This window comes from Rufibacter sp. LB8, from assembly GCF_014876185.1.
GTDB lineage: Bacteria > Bacteroidota > Bacteroidia > Cytophagales > Hymenobacteraceae > Nibribacter.
On record NZ_JADALJ010000001.1, the window covers coordinates 2,831,126 to 2,850,703 of the forward strand.

The 19,578-nt window shown below is 48.5% G+C and carries 18 protein-coding genes; 8 read left to right on the forward strand and 10 right to left on the reverse strand.

Features of this window, described 5'->3' with window-relative positions; genetic code table 11:
- Positions 1-282 precede the first annotated feature (282 nt).
- Positions 283-1,434, reverse strand: a complete 1,152-nt coding sequence (locus tag IMY23_RS11925) for a cysteine desulfurase family protein (RefSeq protein WP_192822304.1) — start codon at positions 1,432-1,434, stop codon at positions 283-285.
- Between the two features lie 186 nt (positions 1,435-1,620).
- Positions 1,621-3,015, reverse strand: coding sequence for a phosphoglucosamine mutase (gene glmM, locus IMY23_RS11930; protein WP_192822305.1), 1,395 nt, complete (start codon positions 3,013-3,015; stop codon positions 1,621-1,623).
- A 621-nt stretch (positions 3,016-3,636) separates the two neighbouring features.
- Here glmM and mazG point away from each other — a divergent pair.
- From mazG to IMY23_RS11970, 8 genes are all read left to right on the forward strand, one after another.
- Positions 3,637-4,461, forward strand: coding sequence for a nucleoside triphosphate pyrophosphohydrolase (gene mazG / locus IMY23_RS11935; RefSeq protein WP_192822306.1), 825 nt, complete (start codon positions 3,637-3,639; stop codon positions 4,459-4,461).
- Positions 4,462-4,707: 246 nt separating this feature from the next.
- On the forward strand, positions 4,708-5,565 hold the full coding sequence (locus tag IMY23_RS11940) for a MotA/TolQ/ExbB proton channel family protein (RefSeq protein WP_192822307.1): 858 nt from the start codon (positions 4,708-4,710) through the stop codon (positions 5,563-5,565).
- A gap of 26 nt (positions 5,566-5,591) precedes the next feature.
- A complete protein-coding gene (locus tag IMY23_RS11945) occupies positions 5,592-6,197 on the forward strand; it encodes a biopolymer transporter ExbD (protein WP_192822308.1) in 606 nt (201 codons plus the stop codon).
- A 15-nt stretch (positions 6,198-6,212) separates the two neighbouring features.
- Positions 6,213-6,746 carry a biopolymer transporter ExbD gene (locus IMY23_RS11950; protein WP_192822309.1) on the forward strand — a complete coding sequence of 178 codons (534 nt, stop codon included), beginning with the start codon at positions 6,213-6,215 and terminating at the stop codon, positions 6,744-6,746.
- Positions 6,747-6,907: 161 nt separating this feature from the next.
- Complete coding sequence (locus tag IMY23_RS11955) at positions 6,908-7,567, forward strand: TonB family protein (protein ID WP_225986490.1); 660 nt, start codon at positions 6,908-6,910, stop codon at positions 7,565-7,567.
- A 188-nt stretch (positions 7,568-7,755) separates the two neighbouring features.
- Positions 7,756-7,950 carry a hypothetical protein gene (locus tag IMY23_RS11960; protein WP_192822310.1) on the forward strand — a complete coding sequence of 65 codons (195 nt, stop codon included), beginning with the start codon at positions 7,756-7,758 and terminating at the stop codon, positions 7,948-7,950.
- Complete coding sequence (locus IMY23_RS11965) at positions 7,943-8,887, forward strand: PstS family phosphate ABC transporter substrate-binding protein (protein WP_192822311.1); 945 nt, start codon at positions 7,943-7,945, stop codon at positions 8,885-8,887. The genes IMY23_RS11960 and IMY23_RS11965 overlap by 8 nt, the downstream gene beginning before the upstream one ends.
- 40 nt (positions 8,888-8,927) lie before the next feature.
- A complete protein-coding gene (locus IMY23_RS11970; protein WP_192822312.1) occupies positions 8,928-10,391 on the forward strand; it encodes a lipopolysaccharide assembly protein LapB in 1,464 nt (487 codons plus the stop codon).
- 475 nt (positions 10,392-10,866) lie between these two features.
- On the opposite strand, the gene IMY23_RS11975 is transcribed toward IMY23_RS11970, so the two are convergent.
- From IMY23_RS11975 to IMY23_RS12010, 8 genes are all read right to left on the reverse strand, one after another.
- Positions 10,867-11,934 carry an RluA family pseudouridine synthase gene (locus IMY23_RS11975; protein ID WP_192822313.1) on the reverse strand — a complete coding sequence of 356 codons (1,068 nt, stop codon included), beginning with the start codon at positions 11,932-11,934 and terminating at the stop codon, positions 10,867-10,869.
- Between the two features lie 93 nt (positions 11,935-12,027).
- A complete protein-coding gene (locus IMY23_RS11980) occupies positions 12,028-12,633 on the reverse strand; it encodes an OmpH family outer membrane protein (RefSeq protein WP_192822314.1) in 606 nt (201 codons plus the stop codon).
- 19 nt (positions 12,634-12,652) lie between these two features.
- Positions 12,653-13,327 carry an OmpH family outer membrane protein gene (locus tag IMY23_RS11985; RefSeq protein ID WP_192822315.1) on the reverse strand — a complete coding sequence of 225 codons (675 nt, stop codon included), beginning with the start codon at positions 13,325-13,327 and terminating at the stop codon, positions 12,653-12,655.
- 20 nt (positions 13,328-13,347) lie between these two features.
- Positions 13,348-15,855, reverse strand: coding sequence for an outer membrane protein assembly factor BamA (gene bamA, locus IMY23_RS11990; protein ID WP_192822316.1), 2,508 nt, complete (start codon positions 15,853-15,855; stop codon positions 13,348-13,350).
- Positions 15,855-16,607 carry an isoprenyl transferase gene (locus tag IMY23_RS11995; RefSeq protein ID WP_192822317.1) on the reverse strand — a complete coding sequence of 251 codons (753 nt, stop codon included), beginning with the start codon at positions 16,605-16,607 and terminating at the stop codon, positions 15,855-15,857. The genes bamA and IMY23_RS11995 overlap by 1 nt, the downstream gene beginning before the upstream one ends.
- A gap of 90 nt (positions 16,608-16,697) precedes the next feature.
- Positions 16,698-17,438: a DUF6089 family protein gene (locus tag IMY23_RS12000; RefSeq protein ID WP_192822318.1), complete on the reverse strand. Its 741-nt coding sequence runs from the start codon at positions 17,436-17,438 to the stop codon at positions 16,698-16,700.
- A 27-nt stretch (positions 17,439-17,465) separates the two neighbouring features.
- Positions 17,466-18,422 carry a DUF6089 family protein gene (locus IMY23_RS12005; RefSeq protein WP_192822319.1) on the reverse strand — a complete coding sequence of 319 codons (957 nt, stop codon included), beginning with the start codon at positions 18,420-18,422 and terminating at the stop codon, positions 17,466-17,468.
- A 126-nt stretch (positions 18,423-18,548) separates the two neighbouring features.
- Positions 18,549-19,427 (reverse strand): NAD kinase, encoded by an 879-nt coding sequence (locus tag IMY23_RS12010; protein ID WP_192822320.1) that lies wholly within the window; start codon positions 19,425-19,427, stop codon positions 18,549-18,551.
- Positions 19,428-19,578 lie beyond the last annotated feature (151 nt).

A 19,578-nucleotide genomic window follows, 5' to 3' on the forward strand; every position in this document is an offset into this window, starting at 1 on the left:
CCAGGCGCGGGGATTGGAAATCCCCGACAGCGTACTTCCGGATTAGAAATCCTGAAGAGCAAGGGACTCCAAACATCCATCGGCAAGAGTTTGGAGACTCGCGCCAGAAAAAGAAAATCCGCATCCCCTCACCCTAACCCTCTCCCAGGGGGAGAGGGAATTTTGGCTTATGCGTTTTTGGCCTCGTTTCTGGAAATGAGCCTAAAAACAGAAATCCCCGCCGGGTTGGGCAGGGATTTCAAAAATATTATCGCCTAGAAACGAATTACTGAAAATTAACCGCTACACCGTCTCTTTCTGGTACAGTTTTGCTAAGGTAGCCACGGCGTAGTCAATCTCGGCGTCGGTGTTGTATTTGCTGAAGGAGAAGCGCACGTTGCCGCGGTTCATGTCTGCGTTTAGGGCGCGGAGCACGTGGGAACCTAGGTCCACGCCGCTGGTGCAGGCGCTACCGCCGGAGGCTGATATTTTGCTGATGTCCAAGTTGAAGAGCAGCATCTCGTTCATCTCTGAGGCGGGCAGGCTCACGTTTAGAACGGTGTACAAGCTTTTATCCCCGAATTCAGAAAGGCCGTTGAATTGTACGTCTTCTATCTGTTCACGCAGTTTTGAAACCATGCGGTCTTTGAGGGCTTGGATGTGCTGGTGGTGCGCGTCCATGTCGCGGTAGGCAATCTCCAGGGCTTTGGCCAGACCAATAATGCCGTACACGTTCTCGGTGCCGCCGCGCATGTTACGTTCCTGCGAACCGCCCTGGATCAACGGGTGAATTTTGATGCCAGAATCGACATAAATAAACCCTACGCCTTTTGGCCCGTGGAATTTATGCGCAGAACCTACCAGGAAATTCGCCCCAAAGGTCTGCACGTCATGCTTGTAATGGGCCATGGTCTGTACCGTGTCTGAGTGCAGGATGGCGTCATAGCGTTGGCAAATGGCCGAGATGGCGGCAATGTCATTGAGGTTGCCAATCTCGTTGTTGGCGTGCATGATGGAGACGAAGCTGCGGGGCTTGGTGGAGAGAATATCTTCCAAATGCTCTAGGTCCAGTTCGCCTTGCTCGTTTACGCGCAGGAGCGTGAGTACAATCTCGCCGTTTTTCTCCAGCACTTCCAGGGAATGCAAGACCGCGTGGTGCTCTAGCGGCGAGGTGATGGCGTGTTTGATATTCTGGCTTTTGATGGTGCAGATAATGGCCAGGTTGTCAGCCTCTGTGCCGCCGGAGGTGAAGAAAATCTCTGACGGAGAAGCGTTCAGCAAGTTGGCCACTGTTTTGCGGGCGCCTTCCAGGGCGGCGCGCACCTGTCGGCCGTGGGCGTGTATGGAAGATGGGTTTCCGAAGTGCTCCAGCATGAAGGGCGCCATGGTGTCAAACACTTCTCTGTCTAGCGGGGTGGTGGCCGCATTATCTAAATATACACGCGTGAATTCCATTTCTTTAACAGCAACAGCAACAGGTAAAACAAAAACGGGTCATAGCTTTTTGGTAGCAGGGAACGGGTAGCAAGTAGCACGTATCAAGTAGCAGGACTTTTCGTGCAAGTACTTCCTTATATAATATGAAGTAATTTTCCGTTTTCGGGCTCAATTCTGGAAACGAGCCCGAAAACAGAAAATGCTTTACTCAGATTTCTCTGAGATGATTTCTTTGATGTCGCCAATAATCTTGTTGGCCAAATGGTCAGCGGTGGAGAGCGTGTCAGACTCAGCGTAGATTCTGATGATGGGCTCGGTGTTAGACTTGCGCAGATGCACCCACTCCTTATCGAACTCAATCTTAACCCCGTCAATGGTGTTGATGGGCTGCTTTGCGTACTGCTTCTGCACTTTGGCTAATATAGCATCTACGTCAACGCCCTGGGTGAGCTCAATCTTGTTCTTAGAGATGTAATAGCTAGGGTATTTGGCGCGCAGGCGGGTCATGGTCAGACCAGACTTGGCAAGATGCGTCAGGAACAGGGCAATACCCACCAAGGCATCACGGCCGTAGTGCAGCTCGGGGTAAATAATGCCGCCGTTGCCTTCGCCACCAATGATGGCGTTCTGGGCTTTCATCATGTTCACCACATTTACTTCGCCCACGGCAGAGGCAAAATACGTTCCGCCGGCTTTCTCGGTCACGTCACGCAGGGCGCGGGTAGAAGAAAGGTTAGAAACGGTGTTGCCGGGAGTGTTCTGCAACACGTAATCAGAAACGGCCACCAAGGTGTATTCCTCGCCAAACATGCTGCCGTCTTCGTTCACCAGGGCCAACCGGTCTACGTCTGGGTCTACCACAATGCCTAAGTCAAACTTGCCTTTCTGCAGCACGCGGGCAATTTCACCCAGGTTCTCCGGCAACGGCTCTGGGTTGTGCGCGAAGTTTCCGTCGGGCTCACAGTACAGTTTCTCAATGTGCTGCACGCCCAAGGCCTCTAACAACATAGGCACGGCAAAACCACCTGAGGAATTCACGGCGTCTACCACCACTTTAAAGTTGGCGGCTTTCACGGCGGCCACGTCTACCAGCGGCAGGTCCAGAATGGCTTTTATGTGTTTCTTGAGGTATTTGTCACTTTGGGTGTACTTGCCCAGTTTGGTCACCTCGGCAAAAGCAAAGGCTTCCTGCTCGGCAATGTCCAGCACTAGCTTTCCTTCTTCGTCATTGATGAATTCGCCGTGCTGGTTTAACAATTTCAGCGCGTTCCATTGCTTGGGGTTGTGGCTGGCGGTGAGAATAATGCCGCCGCCGGCTTTTTTGTCGGGCACGGCCATCTCTACGGTGGGCGTGGTAGAAAGGCCCAGGTCAATCACGTTGATGCCCAGCCCCTGCAAGGTAGCCACCACCAAACGGTTCACCATTTCGCCGGAAAGGCGGGCGTCGCGGCCAATGACAATGGTGTTGTTATTTGTTTTCTGAAGAACCCAGGTCCCGAAGGCGGCGGAGAATTTAACCACGTCTAAAGGTGTAAGTCCCTCTCCTACTTTGCCCCCAATGGTTCCCCTTATTCCTGAAATTGACTTTATAAGTGCCACGTATTGCTATTTATTGAATGTGTAAAAGTAGTAAAACCTGGAGGATTAATTGCAACGCACGCGCCGACTGCCCGGCAACTGCTGTATACTAGTATTTAAATAAGCCATAGAAAGGTGTTGGTATCTCAAAGGAAACTACCCGCCTTCTGGTTCCTTCACTCTGGAAATTTCTGATTTGTCTTCTGGCACGCTCACTTTATAGAACACAACCACGCATTGGTAAAATGCATACGCAACCGCCGGCCCAGGGTAAGGCCTTGTCTGGAAAATATTTCTGCCTTTTCCGTTTTCGGCTTCATTTCCAGAAACGAGGCCAAAAACGCCACCACAAACCCAGCAGTGCCTGTTTTGGCGCATCTGCGCTAAGCGTCTCAAAAATAATTTATTTTTTTTCTGCCCGGTTTATGGAATTGGGAGGCCCTGGGCATCTACTTCTAAAAGGCCCCACGGTGGGGCGGCAACCGGGACGCTGTCTCTACCTGCGGTCATGAACGCAGCGGCGCAGCAAGGCTCCCAACGCAGGCCGCCCAGTAAGTTTAGGACAGTTTGTTTGTTGTTACCAATTCATTAAGAAATGATGTTTTACTGATTAAATGCTAACATTCCGTTTATCTTTGCCATATGGACAATCCTGTAGCGTTAGCATCTTCTGGCCGTGCGGCCCAACTGGAAGCCTTCAGCCGTTTGCTGGACATTCTGGATGAACTGCGCGAGAAGTGCCCCTGGGACCGGAAGCAGACCATGGAAAGCCTGCGCCACCTGACCATAGAGGAAACCTACGAACTCTCAGACGCCATCTTAAAAAATGACATGCCTGAGGTGAAGAAGGAGCTGGGCGACGTGATGCTGCATTTGGTCTTTTACGCCAAGATTGCTTCTGAGCAAGGTCATTTTGATCTGGCCCAGGTGCTGCAGGCCCAATGTGACAAGCTGGTGTTCCGGCACCCGCACATATACGGAGACGCCACCGCTGACACAGAGGAGCAGGTGAAGAAAAACTGGGAGACGCTCAAACTCAGAGAAGGCAATAAATCTGTGCTGGGCGGCGTTCCAGGGTCACTCCCTAGTATGGTGAAAGCCATGCGTATACAGGAAAAGGCCCGCGGCGTTGGATTTGACTGGGAGAATGCAGACCAAGTCTGGGAAAAAGTAGAAGAAGAACTGGCAGAGTTCAAGGCGGAGTTCAACAAACCCACCTTAACAGAAGAAGAGAAGAAACGCGCCACCGCAGAACTGGGTGACGTCTTTTTCTCCCTCATCAACTTCGCCCGCTTCTTAGACCTCAACCCAGAGGAGGCCCTGGAAAGAACCAACCTCAAATTCATTCAGCGTTTTCAGTACCTAGAGCGGGCAGCGGCCCAGCAAGGTCTGGCCTTGAATGAGATGACCCTGGCGCAGATGGACGTGTATTGGAACGAGGCCAAAAAGGAGGATAACCAAAACTGATTATTAGCAGTACAATAGGAGCCTTCAAAGAATAGGTAGGAGACTTTTAATGAAATATTGCTTTAGATTTGATATTTTGCGTTTAAATCCCTAGGCTTGTATTTATGTTGCCTCCCAAGTGAGAATAAAAACAGTGCTGGTGTATCCCCGGCTGGCATTATTCTCCCAGACAGAGTTAAGTATTTTCTAACCCAATTATTCACAACAAACAGTAACACAAACAACTAAACCTAAATTTTTAGAAAGATGGAAAAAAAGAGTGCACCTGCAGTTGCAAAACCGGTACAAAAGAGTGAAGGCAAGGCAGGCTCAATGTTTGCAAGCATCGTGATTCCGTTGGCTTTGATAGCCGCTGTTTTAATTTACATGTTCATCCTTGGTAACCCCGCCAACTTTGAAGGCGGCGACAACGCCAACCACCCGCTTCCAGGTAATTATCTGGGTCAGGTTTACAAAGGTGGTTTTATTGTACCTATCCTAATCTCAATCAACATTCTGGTGGTAGCGTTCTCTATTGAGCGTTTCTTGACTATCAGCAAAGCCAAAGGCGGTAAAGGCCTGGAGTCTTTTGTGAGAAGCGTACGCCAGAAAATGAATGTGAACGACATCAACGGCGCTATTGCCATCTGTGACCAACAAAAAGGATCTGTTGGCAATGTGGTGAAAGCCGGTTTGTTGAAGTACCAAGAGATGCACAATGAGACGGGCATGACCAAGGATCAGCGTATTCTGGCTATCCAGAAAGAAATTGAAGAGGCTACTGCCCTTGAGCTGCCAATCTTAGAGAAAAACCTGGTAATTATTTCTACCATTGCCTCTATCTCTACCTTGGTTGGTCTTATTGGAACAGTATTAGGTATGATCAAAGCGTTCGCGGCTTTGGCAACAGCCTCTGGTGCGCCAGATGCTACCCAGCTGGCAAACGGTATCTCTGAGGCTTTGATCAACACGGCTCTTGGTATTACTGGTTCGGCCATCGCTATCATTGCGTACAACTACTTCACCAGCAAGATTGATGAATTGACGTACAGCATTGATGAAGCTTCTTACAGCATTATCCAGACGTACGCCGCTCAGCATACAGAGAGCAACAGAGCACTTTAATCTGAACTTCTAGTAGAAGGAAAAAAATGCCTAAAGTAAAAGTACATAGAACATCGCCCTCCCTGGACATGACGCCCATGGTGGACCTGGCATTCCTTCTGGTAACGTTCTTCATGCTTATTTCGAAGTTCGCGCCAGAGGAAGTGCTGGTAGTGGATACGCCTTCTGCCACCTCAGAGATTAAACAACCTGACTCAAACATCATCACTATTAGTATTGGTAATGATGAGCGGGTATTCTTTGGTGTAGATGACAAAAACACTAAATTAAGATTGATAGACAAAATAAGTGAGAAATACGGCGTAGCCTTCACTGACGCTGAGAAGCAGACATTTGCTAGCTTGGCCTCTTTTGGAGTTCCTATTCCGCAGCTCAAGTCTTATTTGTCTCTAGCCCCAGACCAAATGAAAAAGGTAAACCAGACGGGCATTCCTATTGATTCTGCAAGAAACGAGCTAGGAGATTGGGTACAGTTAGCCCGTTACTCCAACCCTCAGTCTATTGTAGCCATCAAAGGAGACGGTACAGCTGGTTACCCGGTAGCAGGTCGTGTGATAGAGATCTTGCAGGAGAAAAACGTGAACCGTTTCAATCTTGTGACAGATATGGAAGTCAAACCTCGTAACCTATAATTAAAGGGAAAAGACATGGCAGAAATACAACAGCAGGGCGGCGACGACGGCGGTAAGAAACGGGCTAAGAAAGGCTCTACCAAAGTGGACATGACTCCATTGGTAGACTTAGGCTTCCTGTTACTTACGTTCTTCGTAATGACCACAACCCTGGCCAAGCCGCAGATCATGGAGATCAACATGCCGGTGAAGCCCAAGAACATTGAAGAGCAAAGTGAACTGAAGGCGTCAAACGCGTTTACGGTTCTCTTGGGGTCTGACAACAGAATTTTCTATTACCGGGGTTTGCACCAGCCTAACGTTGGCGCTATACCAACGGTAGAAGAGACAGACTGGTCAGCCAAAGGGCTTAGAAAAGTAGTAATGGAGTCTACCCGCGCCAACCCAAATTTGGTAGTGTTGATTAAAGCAGATGAAACGTCTAACTACAAGAACTTGGTAGACGTTTTGGATGAAATGAGTATTACTGCCACGCAGAAATACGCCATTGTTCCGCTAGACAACGCTGATGCCACACTACTTAGAAAAACAGAGAAAGGAGGCCAATGATGGATGACCAAAGATTAGCAACCGCCTCTCTTGATGATATGGTTTTTGAAAACCGTAACAAAGAGTATGGCGCTTACATGTTGCGTAAGATTTACAATAAGCATGTTAATCGGGCTATTATTATTTCCATTGCCCTTTTCATACTTTTCCTTAGCATTCCCTTGATTCAGTCATTGTTCAAAGGCGAGGAAGAAGTAGTGAAAGCGCCAGTGGTAAAGGTAGTAGACTTAGCGGCACCGCCTTCTGTAGAGAAGATTGTACCACCGCCACCGCCACCGCCAGACGCGCCACCACCGCCACCGCCCATCAGGTCTACCGTTAAATTCACGCCTCCGGTAGTGAAGAAAGACGAAGAAGTACAGAAGGAAGAGATTCCAGACGTAAAAGAACTGACCAAGGTTGACGCAGGTACCGCCACGGTGAAAGGTGACCCTAATGCGCCGCCAAGCCTTGAAGGTATTGAAGACGGCAAAGGCGCTGCCCCGGTACAAGAGGTGTTTGAAGACAAAGTTTACATTGCGGTAGAGAAAATGCCTGAGTTCCCTGGTGGACAAGCGGCCATGTTCAAATACCTCAGTGATAAATTCAGAATTCCATCGGCGGCCCAGCGCGCCGGAGCAGAAGGTACCGTGGTACTGAGCTTTGTGGTGGGCCCAACCGGAGAAATCTCTAACATTGAGGTACTGAAGAAACTTGGTTTCGGGCTAGACGAAGAAGCCGTACGGGTAATTCAGAGCATGCCAAAATGGAACCCAGGTGAGCAGAACGGCCGTAAAGTATCTGTGAAATACACAGTGCCTTACCGAATTGTGATCAAGTAAGCTCCTCATTGGGTTTACGCCCTTTAAGCTCCGGAGATAGACCTTGTGAAAACGGTCTGTTTCCGGAGTTTTTTCTTGCCAATCTTGGCTTTGGTTTTTACGTATACAGACGCTTGCCACCCCGCACTTTTATGGATTTCCAAAGAAAACCACCCCACCGAAACACTGAGAGCCCCTACCAACGCGTTATGAAATATACGTCACTGTTGATGGTGGCGCTGTACTTAGGGTTTGGGATTTACATTCTGCAGTCTTCTCAAGAGCAAATGGCTTTCCCGCAGCAGTATAAATATATTCTGGGGGGCATGCTCGTTTTTTACGGTTTGCTTAGATTTGTGCGTGCGTACCAACAGTATTTTAAAAAAAACAGGCGAAATGACTAAAGCATCTTTCTTTACCCCGCTTCTTGTTGCCGGTCTGGCAATCATGGGCACCGCCTGTAACCAATCTGGCAAAGTCTTAGACACACCTACTTCCGGGCACATCAAAATTAGTGTAGATGAAACCTTTGCCCCAATTATGGAAGCCGAGGCAAACGCTTTTCAAGGCCTCTACAAATACGCCAAGATACAAGCTGAGTATAAACCAGAGACGGAAGTTATACGTGCCCTTCTTGAAGATACGGTTAGATTAGTGATTAGCACTCGGCACCTTACAGACAAAGAAGTAGCAGAACTAGATAAGCAGAAGTTGGTACCCAGAACTACCAAAATTGCGGTAGACGGCATTGCGCTCATCCTGAACAATGAGAACACAGACTCTACCCTAACCCTGCAGCAGGTACGCGATATCTTCACTGGCAAAACCACCACCTGGAAACAATTGGACCCCACCAATAAAGGTGGCGAGATTACCATAGTGTTTGACAGCGGCAACTCCAGCACCGCGCGTTACATTTTAGACAGCATCAACCAGAAACAACCGCTGCCCGCCAACACCTTCTCCGCCAACTCCAACAGCAAAGTGCTGGATTATGTGGCCCAGAACCGGAACGCGATAGGCATTATAGGTGTTAACTGGATCAGTGACCGTGATGACAGCACCGCCACCTCGTTCTTGAAGAATGTAAAAGTGGCGGGCATTAGCCGTAACCCCAACCCTACCTCAGAAGAGGAGTATGTGCAACCGTACCAGGCGTTTCTGGCCCAGGGCACGTACCCGCTCCGCAGAGAAGTTTATATGATTAGCAAAGAAGCGCGTGCAGGACTTGGCACAGGTTTTGCATCCTTCCTGGTAGGAGATAAAGGGCAGCGTATCATCTTAAAGTCTGGCTTGGTTCCAGCCTCCATGCCGGTACGCATTGTCAGCATCACTGAATAATTTTTACAAGTAGTTTACTCACTCTAACAAACAAAAACTGATGATTAAGAACTGGAAGACCTTTGGAATTTTGGCGGCTGCTTTTTCACTGGCTGCTGGAACCACAGCGCAAGCAGCGGGGCTTAATTCTGGCACGCTTGAGCACTCCAACCTGGCATCATATTCTTCTTACGCATACCAAGACAATGCCGGTACCCCCTTCATTGCCCAAGGAAAAGCCGCCTTGCAACAGAATAAACTAGCCGAGGCCCAGCAGCACTTTGACAAAGCCATTTCGGTTACCAAAGGCAAAAACCCGCAGGTAATGGTGCAGATTGGCCAAGCCTATATAGATGCCGGTGTGAAAGACCTGTCTTATGCTATCAAGGTTCTGGAAGATGCCGTAAGCAAAGACGCTAAAAATGCAGACGCATTTCTTCTGTTAGGCGATGCTTACCTTAACCACAAAACCATTGACGGTGGTAAAGCTATGTCTAACTATGACAAAGCCATCAACCTGAACCCTAAGTCAGCCAAGGCGTACCACCGCAAAGGCAAGTTGTACGTGCAGTCCAGAAACCTGAAAGAGGCCAAAGAAGCCCTGGACCTTGCCGCCGCCGCAGATCCTAACTACGCCCCTACCTATCTGGAGCTGGCCGAGATGTATTACAACGCCAACCAATTACCCAAAAGCTCTGAGAACATCAAAAAATACGTGACGCTGGCAGAGAACACCACAGAGACCCGCGCCAAGTATGCGTCTATCTTGTACCTGACCAAAGACCCGAACGCGTTGACAGAGATTCAGGCGGTGTTGCAGGCAGATCCTAACAACATTGCCATGCAGCGTATTCTTGCTTACTACTTGTTTGACAACAAGCAGAATGAGAAAGCACTGGAGGCCATGACCATGTACTTCAGCAAATTTGACGAAGGCAAGCGTATTCCTTCTGACTATGAATACTACGCCAACATTCTGTCAGCGAACAAAAAAGCCCAGGAAGCTATTGACCTGATCACCAAAGCCAAGCAGCTGGACCCTAAGAATGCGTTGTATGATGACCTTCTGGCCAAACAATATTTAGCCCTGAAGAACTATCCGAAAGCCATTGAAGCCTATAAAGCGAAATTCAGTGTAACGCCGCCTACCAACACAGACTTGTTCTACTATGGGCAGACGCATGAACTGAACAATGACTACAAAACCGCAGACAGCATTTACGCCATCATCACCACCAATAACCCTACCTACGCGTACGGTCATTACTGGAGAGCCCGCGTGAATGCCAACTTAGATCCTGAAACAGAAACTGGTTTAGCCAAACCGCACTATGAGGAGTTCATCAAACTCACCTCAGGCGATAAAGAGAAATACAAGAAAGACCTGGTGGTGGCCAACAACTACCTTGGGTATTACCACTACAAGAAAAAAGACAAGGCGAATGCCACTAAATTCTGGTCTGAGGTAAAAGCGCTGGACCCTACCAACGTACAAGCCACAGACGGACTAAAAGCCTTGAAATAACCTTCAGCCTACTAACACAAAAAAGCCCTTTCCTGCAGGAAAGGGTTTTTTTTGTGCTTATCTAGTTAATGGAGAAATGCGGTTTCCGTTTTCGGGCTCATTTCCAGGAATGAGCCCGAAAACGGAATGCCAATAGGCAAATTCCTAATGTAGAGACGCAACACCTTGCGTCTTTACACTTCTGCTTTCTCAGCTTGAAATTAAACAGGTTCAGGATTATAACAGACGTTTATAGCAGAAGAGGGAATGCGTGGAGACGCAAGGTATTGCGTCTCTACAAAAAACAGCACCACAATCTTCAAATGCAGTGTTAGCGCTTTCATCAACTTAACCCTATTGGTCGCCTGCAGATTCTTTTGATCAAGCCTTGCTCAGTGCAAAATAATATTTTCTTCCTAGAGCGCCTGGTAATTTATCAGCGCAGGAATTCCTGTTTTCGGGCTCATTTCTGGAATTGAGCCCGAAAACAGGATGGTTATGATCTATTCTGGAGCACTTGTCCGTATTGGCGCCAGCGGGTGAGGCCTGCCAGGAAATCTGCTGGTAACTCAGATTCAAAGAAAAGGGTTTCCTTGGTTCTGGGGTGAAGAAAGCCCAGTGACTTGGCGTGCAAAGCCTGGCGCGGTAACGCATCAAAGGTATTCTGCACGAAGGCTTTGTAAGAACCGGTCTGTTGCCCCTTCAAGATTCGGTCACCGCCGTAGGTAGCGTCATTGAACAACGGGTGCCCCAGGTATTTCATGTGCGCCCGTATTTGGTGGGTTCGGCCGGTCTCCAGGTTACATTTGATCAGGCTACAATAAGAAAAATTCTCCAGCACTTCATAATGCGTGATCGCGGGTTTCCCAAAATCTCCTTCCGGATATACTGCCATTACTTTGCGGTCTTTCAGGCTTCGGCCTATGTGGCCTTCAATGGTGCCTTTGGCTTGGGCAGGCACTCCCCAGACCAAGGCATAATACGTTCGCTCAATGGTATGGTCAAAGAACTGCCGGGCCAGATGCGCCATGGCCAATTCAGATTTGGCAATCACCAACAGCCCCGAGGTGTCTTTGTCAATGCGGTGGACCAAACCAGGCCTTATTTCTCCGTTGCGGGAGGTTGGCAGATTCTGCAGGTAATACACCAAACCGTTGACCAGTGTGCCAGACCAATTGTTGTAGGCTGGGTGCACCACCATGCCCGCCGGTTTGTTCACCAGCATTAAGTCTTCGTCTTCAAATACAATGTTTAACGGAATGTTCTCCGGCACTACATCGGTTTCGCGGGGCGGTTCTGCCAGGGTCACCGTGATCACGTCAAAAGGCTTCACGCGGTAACTAGACTTAATGCCCAGGTTATTCACGCGCACAGATTCTGCCTTTATGGCTTCCTGCAGTTTGTTGCGCGTAACGTTGGGCAAGCGATCCATCAGGAACTTGTCAAGGCGCAGCAGGGCTTGCCCTTTGTCTACCACTATGCGGTGGTGTTCATAGAGTTCGTCTGAGTCTATGGCAGCGTCAAGATCATCAAATCCGTCTTCAGAGAGTGCGGGCGTAGTCATGCGTTTTTGGCTTCTATTCCTGAAATGAGCACAAAAGTAAAGAGCCAATGACGGAATCCGTCATCGGCTCTTTGAATTATAAAGAAAGTATCCTTATTTCTTTTTTACCGGGGTAGCACCTGGCTTAGGCGCCGAGGTAGCTGGAGCAGCAGAGGCAGCCGGCGAGGTAGCCGCACCTTTAGGAGCTGGCGTCACACCAAGGTCTTTCAACACTAAGTCAGTGAAGTTGTTGCCATCTTCAGGTCCAAACAACAGCGCCTCAGCCGTGAAGATGTGCGTGAAGCCGTTCTCTTTGGCCACTTTGTCAATAGACTTCTGAATTTTACCCATTACCGGCTCAAGGGCAGTCTGCTCTTTCTTCTGCAAAGAAGCATCAGCGTTGCGCTGGAACTCCTCAATAGAAGCCTGTAAGGTGGTCAATTCTTTCTCTCTATCAGCACGAACCACATCTGTCATTCCAGTAGCTCCTTTTTTATAGGCTTCTACTTTCTCCTGGTAGGTTTTGTACTTGTTCTGAAGCTCTTTCTCTAACTGGCTGCTATGGGCTTTCAGGTCAGACTCAATCTGGCGGCTTTCTGGCAGTTGGCTAATGATGTAGTTTGCGTTGGTGTACCCAATCTTCACCGTTCCTGTTTGGGCAAAAGAAGCCACGCTTACTAATAAGAAGGCGGCTACCAACAGAGATTTCAATTTGTTCATTTGTTTGTACTTAATTGTTTTAGTTGTTTTTCTTTTTTACTGGCACCGCTGGGCGGCTTGGTTCTTTCTTTTGGGTTGGGGCTGGGTCAGCGGTTCCGGCCGGTAAAGGCGGAATGTCAGCGGGGTTGTCTTTCAACGCGCCTGCAGGTCTGGCACCGGCCGTGTTAGATTCTTTAGACGCCAGGCCTAGTTCCTCCAACACCATTTCTGTATAGTCATGGCGCGGGTCTGTGTACAACATCACCACATCACCAGATTTGTCAAACATGAAGTTCAACCCACGTTGGCGCACTACTTTCTCAACGGCCTCAAACAGCTGGTCTTGCACTGGCCTTACCATTTCCTGCCTTCTTTTGAAGAGCGCTCCCTCAAACCCGAACATCTTGCGCTGGAATTCCCTTAACTCAGCGTCTTTGCGCGCAATCTCTTCCTGGCGCTTGGTTTTCATGTCTGGCGTGAGCAGAATCTCCTCTGCCTGATAACTCTTCTGGAGCTTGTCCAGTTCCGCCCGCATGTTCTCTATCTCCTGTTGCCAGGCCTTTGAGAGCTTTTCCACGTCTGCCTGGGCAGTGGCGTAGGCCGGCATTTTCTGCAAGATAAACTCAGAATCAATGTACCCAAAACGCTGCGCGAAGGTATTCTGGCCCACAAGCAAGAAGAAGCTTACCAATACAAGATACCCCAGCTTTTTCATTATTCAAATTTTGTTGCCGATTACCTAATCTGCTGGCCTATGATAAAGTGGAACTGACCACCGCTGGCGCCTGGTATGCCCGGCACCGTATCTAAGCCCCAACCATAGTCAAAGCCCAGCAACCCGAAGGCCGCCATGAACACCCTTGCGCCTACCCCTACAGAACGATACAGTTTGAAAGGATCGTATGTACGGTACGTTCCAAAGTTGTTACCTGCCTCTGCAAACCCTAGAACAAACACAGTTGCCGCAGGGTTCAATGATATAGGGTACCTGAGTTCTGCCACGTATTTGTTGAAGGCCACGCCGCCCGGTGAATTGATAGGCGTAATGCTTTCATCTTGGTACCCTCGCAAGCCCACGTAATCTGTGGCCACAATAAAGCCGCCACCGCCCAGACCAGAACCACCCAACTTGAAGCGCTCAAACGGCCCTATATTTCCTTTTGAAGTATAAGAACCAATGAACCCGAAGTGCGCTCTGGTATTCAATATCAAATCTCCTGCCAAACTATGAAACCAAGAGGCATCAAACATCCATTTGTGAAATTCTATCCACTGGAACGAGTTAGTGGAGCCTTTGAAAAGGGAATAAGGCGGCGTAAAAGTGACATTCAAGCCAATAGAAGACCCTGAACGCGTGTAGGTAGGGTTGTCAATACTATTTCTGGCAAATGATGTGATAAACGAAATATTATTGGCGTCTTTGATATTGTCTGCCTCGGCGTAGCCTCTAAAGATGGTAGAACCGTTGCTCATGTTGTATCTGTAGTAAGACAACGAGTTGCTCAACGTGAAATAATCATCTGGCCATCTTAACCTACGGCCTAAGTTCACCGCGGCACCATTAATGTCAATGTAGGCTTCTTTGAGTTGGCCCAGCTCACCTTGCTCATTGAAACGCTGCACAGATTTGCTCAAGCTTACCGTCAATGAATTTGGTCTTCGGCCCCCTAGCCATGGTTCTGTGAAAGAAAGCGAATACGATTGGTATCTTCTGCCGTTGGCCTGAATGTTCAGAGCCAACCGCTGACCGTCGCCAGACGGAACCGGGCGCCAGTTTTTAAAGCTGCCTGCCTTGCGCAATGAAAAGTTATTCAACACCAAGCCAACAGTACCCACGGCACCTAAGCCACCGCCCCAGCCACCGGAAAGGGTGATTTGGTCATTCGGGCGTTCTTCTACGGTATATTGAATGTCTACGGTTCCGTCTACGGGGTTAGGCACAGGGTTCATGCCAATTTTCTCTGGGTCAAAATAGCCCAAGCTGGCCAATTCGCGCTGAGACCTGATCAAGGCTGCCCGGCTGAAGTTCTGCCCAGGCAAAGTACGCAACTCACGCAGTACCACGTGGTCACTGGTTTTGGTGTTCCCTTGTACAGTAATGGAGTTGATTTTGGCCTGAGACCCTTCACTAATGCGTAGCTCAATGTCAATGGAATCGCCTTCCACGGCCACTTCTACCGGCTCTATCTGGAAGAATAGGTAACCATCATCCATGTACAAAGACGTGATGTCTGTCCCGCGGGTGGGGTCATAGTTCAGGCGTTTGTCCAGCTCTTCCTTGTTGTACACATCGCCTTTGTCCAAGCCTAAGACTCTGGCCAGAAAGGCGTCATCATACAGGTAGTTACCTCTCCAGCTGATGGTGCGGTAGAAGTATTTGCTCCCTTCCTCTACCACCAATTTAATACCGATGCGGTCATCACTGATGGTGTAGATAGAATCAGTAACCACGGCGGCGTCTCTGTAGCCTTCTTTGTTATAGAAATCTACCAATAGCTTTTTGTCTTCCTCAAAAGCGGCCCGCTGAAATTTAGAACTGGTAAAGATTTTATAGAAATCCTTTTCTTTGGTCTTTTTAAGTTGGCGTTTGAGTTTCCGGTCACTGAAGGCTTCATTTCCTTCAATCACCAATTCCCCAATACGTACTTTCTCTCCTTTGTCTACGCGTATGTCCAGAATCACGCTGTTCCCAATAATGGAGTCAGGCGTCTGCTTTATGACCACCTGGGTATTCAAATAACCTTTCTCCTGAAAGAATTTTTGCACAATGGTGCGGGTGGAGCTGAGCACGTCATCTGTCACTACGCGCCCTTTGTTCAAGGTGATTTGTTTGCGTAAGTCTTCGGCCTGTGATTTGGAGGCACCCGTGAAATCAAACCGTGACAAGCGTGGGCGCTCTGTCAAGAAGAAATCAAGGAAGATTTTATCGCCTTCAATCTTGGTAGCCCGCACGTCTACGCCACCAAGAATGCCTTGGTCCCACAGTTTCTGGATGGCACGGCCAATGGCGTCACCGGGCACTTCAATATTGTCTCCAATACGTAGGCCGGTCAATGAAATCAAGGCATTGGGGTCTAAGAACTTAGCCCCGCTTACCGTAATTCCACCAATTTCATATTTCTTAGGATTTGCGTAATCTATAGAACTTGCCGCGCTGCTGTTACCAAGACCTAATCTGATCTGAGCCGTGGCCGTGGCACCAGACATTGCTAAAAGGCATAACAGCCAAAAATACTTACTCATTAAGAATGTGTGTTTTGTAATTGTTCGCTTGTCTTCCCAAAACGGCGTTCCCGTTGCTGAAAAGAAAGTATTGCTTCATAAAGATGCTCTTTCCTGAAATCTGGCCAGAGTAATTCTGTGATATATAATTCTGTGTAAGCCAGTTGCCACAATAAAAAATTACTGATTCGCTGCTCGCCGCTGGTTCTGATCAACAATTCTGGATCAGGAATTCCGGTGGTGTTGAGGCAACTTGCAATAGTGGCTTCAGTGATGTCTTCCGGCAACAAGTCCCCGTTTTTCACCAAAGAGGCTATTTTCTGGGCAGCTTGTACCAATTCCCACCGCCCACTGTAACTCAGTGCCAGTACCAGGGTCATTCTACTATTCTGGCTGGTCATCTCCATGGCTTCCTGCAATTCCTTCCTGCAAGCCTGGGGCAGAGACTCCAGGTCACCAATGGCCTGTAACCTGATGTTGTTCTTGTTCAAGGTGGCCGTCTCCTTCCGGATGGTACTTACCAACAATTGCATGAGGGCTTCTACCTCATACTTAGGCCGGGACCAATTCTCTGTGGAAAAGGCATAGAGCGTTAAGAATTTGACTCCCAGTTCTGCCGCCGCCTCTACCGTTTCCCGCACCGCCGTAATGGCGTTCTGGTGACCGAAGATTCGGAGATTCCCTTTTTTCTTTGCCCAACGCCCGTTTCCGTCCATGATAACGGCAATGTGTTGCGGCAAATTGCCTGTGTCTATCTTTTCCTTGGGACTCATTAAAAATGAAATTTCAATGCAATTTAGGAAAAGCTTGGTATATTCTAGGTATTTGGTGCAGTCTTGCTGAAGGAAAGCGGAGGATACTGCCTATTGAGGGCAGTTAAGCCGATAGAAAGTGTAGGAGATACTGATACCGTTGTAAAAATACCAGTCATTGTCATGGCGGTTCATGACCTGCTCATTCTTGGTGGAGAGGTTGTCAAAGTCATCCGTGAACATGGCGCGCGCGCCAAACTCAAACCCCAGGTTTAAATGATGAGATAACGCATATTTAACACCTGCCCCTACCGGTACAGCAAAGGCGAAACCTGTTTTATAGGGCTCGTTGTCTGGTTGTCCATAAATGAGGTTAGGATCTTCTGCCGTAGTCTTGTTGTTGTATACTACTGCCGCCGCACCAACCGTGAAATAAGGGGTCCATCTGGTGCGGCGTCTGAAGTCATAGTAATCCAGGAAATTATAGTCAATGCCACCGCTTAACTCCAACACGCTAGTGTTTACCGTTGCTTTTCTATATTCTGCCAAGGGCACTTTTTTCTGGTACTGCTCATCCTGGGCATTGATACGGCCCAAAAGCAAACTGCCACGCCAAGACAAGGCCCTGGAGAAATCTCTTTTATAGAAAACCATTAAGGCTGGGCGGTTGCTTAAAAACCTGTAACGCGGCGCTACCTCTCCCTTATAGGTAATACCGCCCACACTGATACCCAACTCACTTGTGCTGCGTTCCGGCATGCGTTGCTGGGCAAAGGAATTACCCGCAAAAAAAACACTCCCCATTTGCACCATGGTGCAAATAAGGAGTGTGCGTAATGGTTGTAACATCATGTACTAACTACGGTGGTCTTCTCCCGGTTAACGGAACTTAGGTCCTCTGGCGTTTGGCCGAAGAATATAGGTAAGCGTAATGCCTGTTGTGATAAACCAATCATCATCTGTAATGTCTCCTCTTTGGTCACCTTTTGAACCATATCCTCTCAAATGTGGGAAACCACCATCTGTCACAATGGGGTATTGTCCTGCTTTTGCTCTCGCGCTTTCAGCGCTTCTGTCTGACAAGGCAATGGCAACCGGATTTTTAAGGTCGTTTTTATCAGCGTAAGAACCACTCACATCATCCAAGTAGTCAGTGAATGTTTTCCGCCAGGTTACTTCCAGGCCAACGTCCCAACGCTTGTCAATTCTGTAACGCACGCCCAAGCCGAATGGTATAGCGAATTGAATTTTCTTATAAGGGTCTGGGTAACCTTCACCCTCAGCATACTGACCCTCAGTGCCTAAAGGCTGTAAATCATACCAACCGGTAGCAACACCATTACCGCCATCATAATAGGCCATAGGGTTGTGATGGAACACGGCTACACCAGCAAACGCATACGGGGTAAAGTCCGGACGGCGCAGATAGGTTCTTCTGTTCTCAAACAGGTCAACAATACCTATCAAACTCAATTCTTTGATGTCGTTCCGGAAACTCAGGTTCCGCTTGTAGCGCGGCACGTTTTCTGCCTCGTCTGGGCTGGCGCTCTTGCTGTCATCACCGGTGATACGGCCCCATGACAAGGTTGCCCGGCCAGAAATACGTGGCGTGAATTTTCTAGTGACAAACACAGAAACGCTTGGGCGCGTGGAGTTTAGGCGCAAGCTAGTGAAATCTGCCTCTGGCGTTACATCACCAAAGTAGTTCATAGCATTTAAGCTTACTCCCACACTATTGTAAAGATTTCTTCTATTGAAACGCTGCGCGTCAGCATCAGGTGCGACCGCCAATAATAGGAAGAGGATAAGAGAAGAAAGAGAGAATATGTTTTTCATGCCATCAACGGTTACTAAAATATACTATACCATACAAGTCACACTTGTACAGCCACGGGCAAAACTATAACTTTTTTCTGAATATAAGAAGCAGATATATAGGCATTTCACATATAATATCTCTTCTTAAGCATTCCTCTGGTCCAGGCCCCAATGCATTTTGGTTCTAAGGGTGGTCAGGAAGTTCACCTGATTGAGCTTTACCAGCCGTGCATTAAAATCTTCCCGCCTCACAGCCAGTTGAATAGAGGCATCAACAGGCTTGGAGCGGGAATCTAAGGACACTAAATACCTGGTGCTTCTGCCTTCAATTTCAAAAGAGATCACGCTCTTGTCAGAAACTACCAGCGGACGCACGTTCAAGTTATGTGGGCATACGGGTGAGATGACAAAATTGTTTGTCTGCGGCATCATGACCGGGCCTCCGCAGGAGAGCGAATACCCCGTTGACCCCGTAGGCGTTGCCACAATTAAGCCATCTGCCCAATAGGAATTCAAATACTCACCGTCTATGTACGTATGAACCGCAATCATAGATGACGTATCGCGCTTTAAAATTGTAAATTCATTCAACCCGAAGTTCTTGCCGTCAAAAACCTCTTGGTCACTGTCTAGGTGAATAAGGGATCGCTCTTCTATGGTGTAGTGTCCGCGCAAAAGAGAATCTATGGCTAACTCCAATTGCGCATAAGGTACAGAGGCGAGAAAACCCAGCCTGCCCATGTTAATGCCTAGAATGGGAATCTGTAGCGGCCCCACGTAGGTTACGGCGTCTAGCAAGGTACCATCGCCCCCAAGGCTGAGCAGGTAGGTTACATCTAAGAGGCTGTCTTCGCGGGTGAATACGTCAATGTGGGGTGGTAACGGAAAAAACGGAGCCAAGGACGCTGCGAATTCATCGGCCACGGTCACTTGTACGCCCTGGCTCAGCAGCAGGTCCAGCAGGCGCCGCACAAACGGCACTACCTCCTCTTTAACTGGCTTCCCGACGATGGCTATTTTCATGGCTTGTGTTGGCGCTGGGGGAATTAAGGAATTTGAAATGACGCGTGGGTGCGTTTTCTGAGTTGTAAGATAAGACCGCCTGCTATTTCTGGTATTCTTTGACGTAAAATTTTTCTTCCGTTTTCGGGCTCGTTTCTGGAAATGAGCCCGA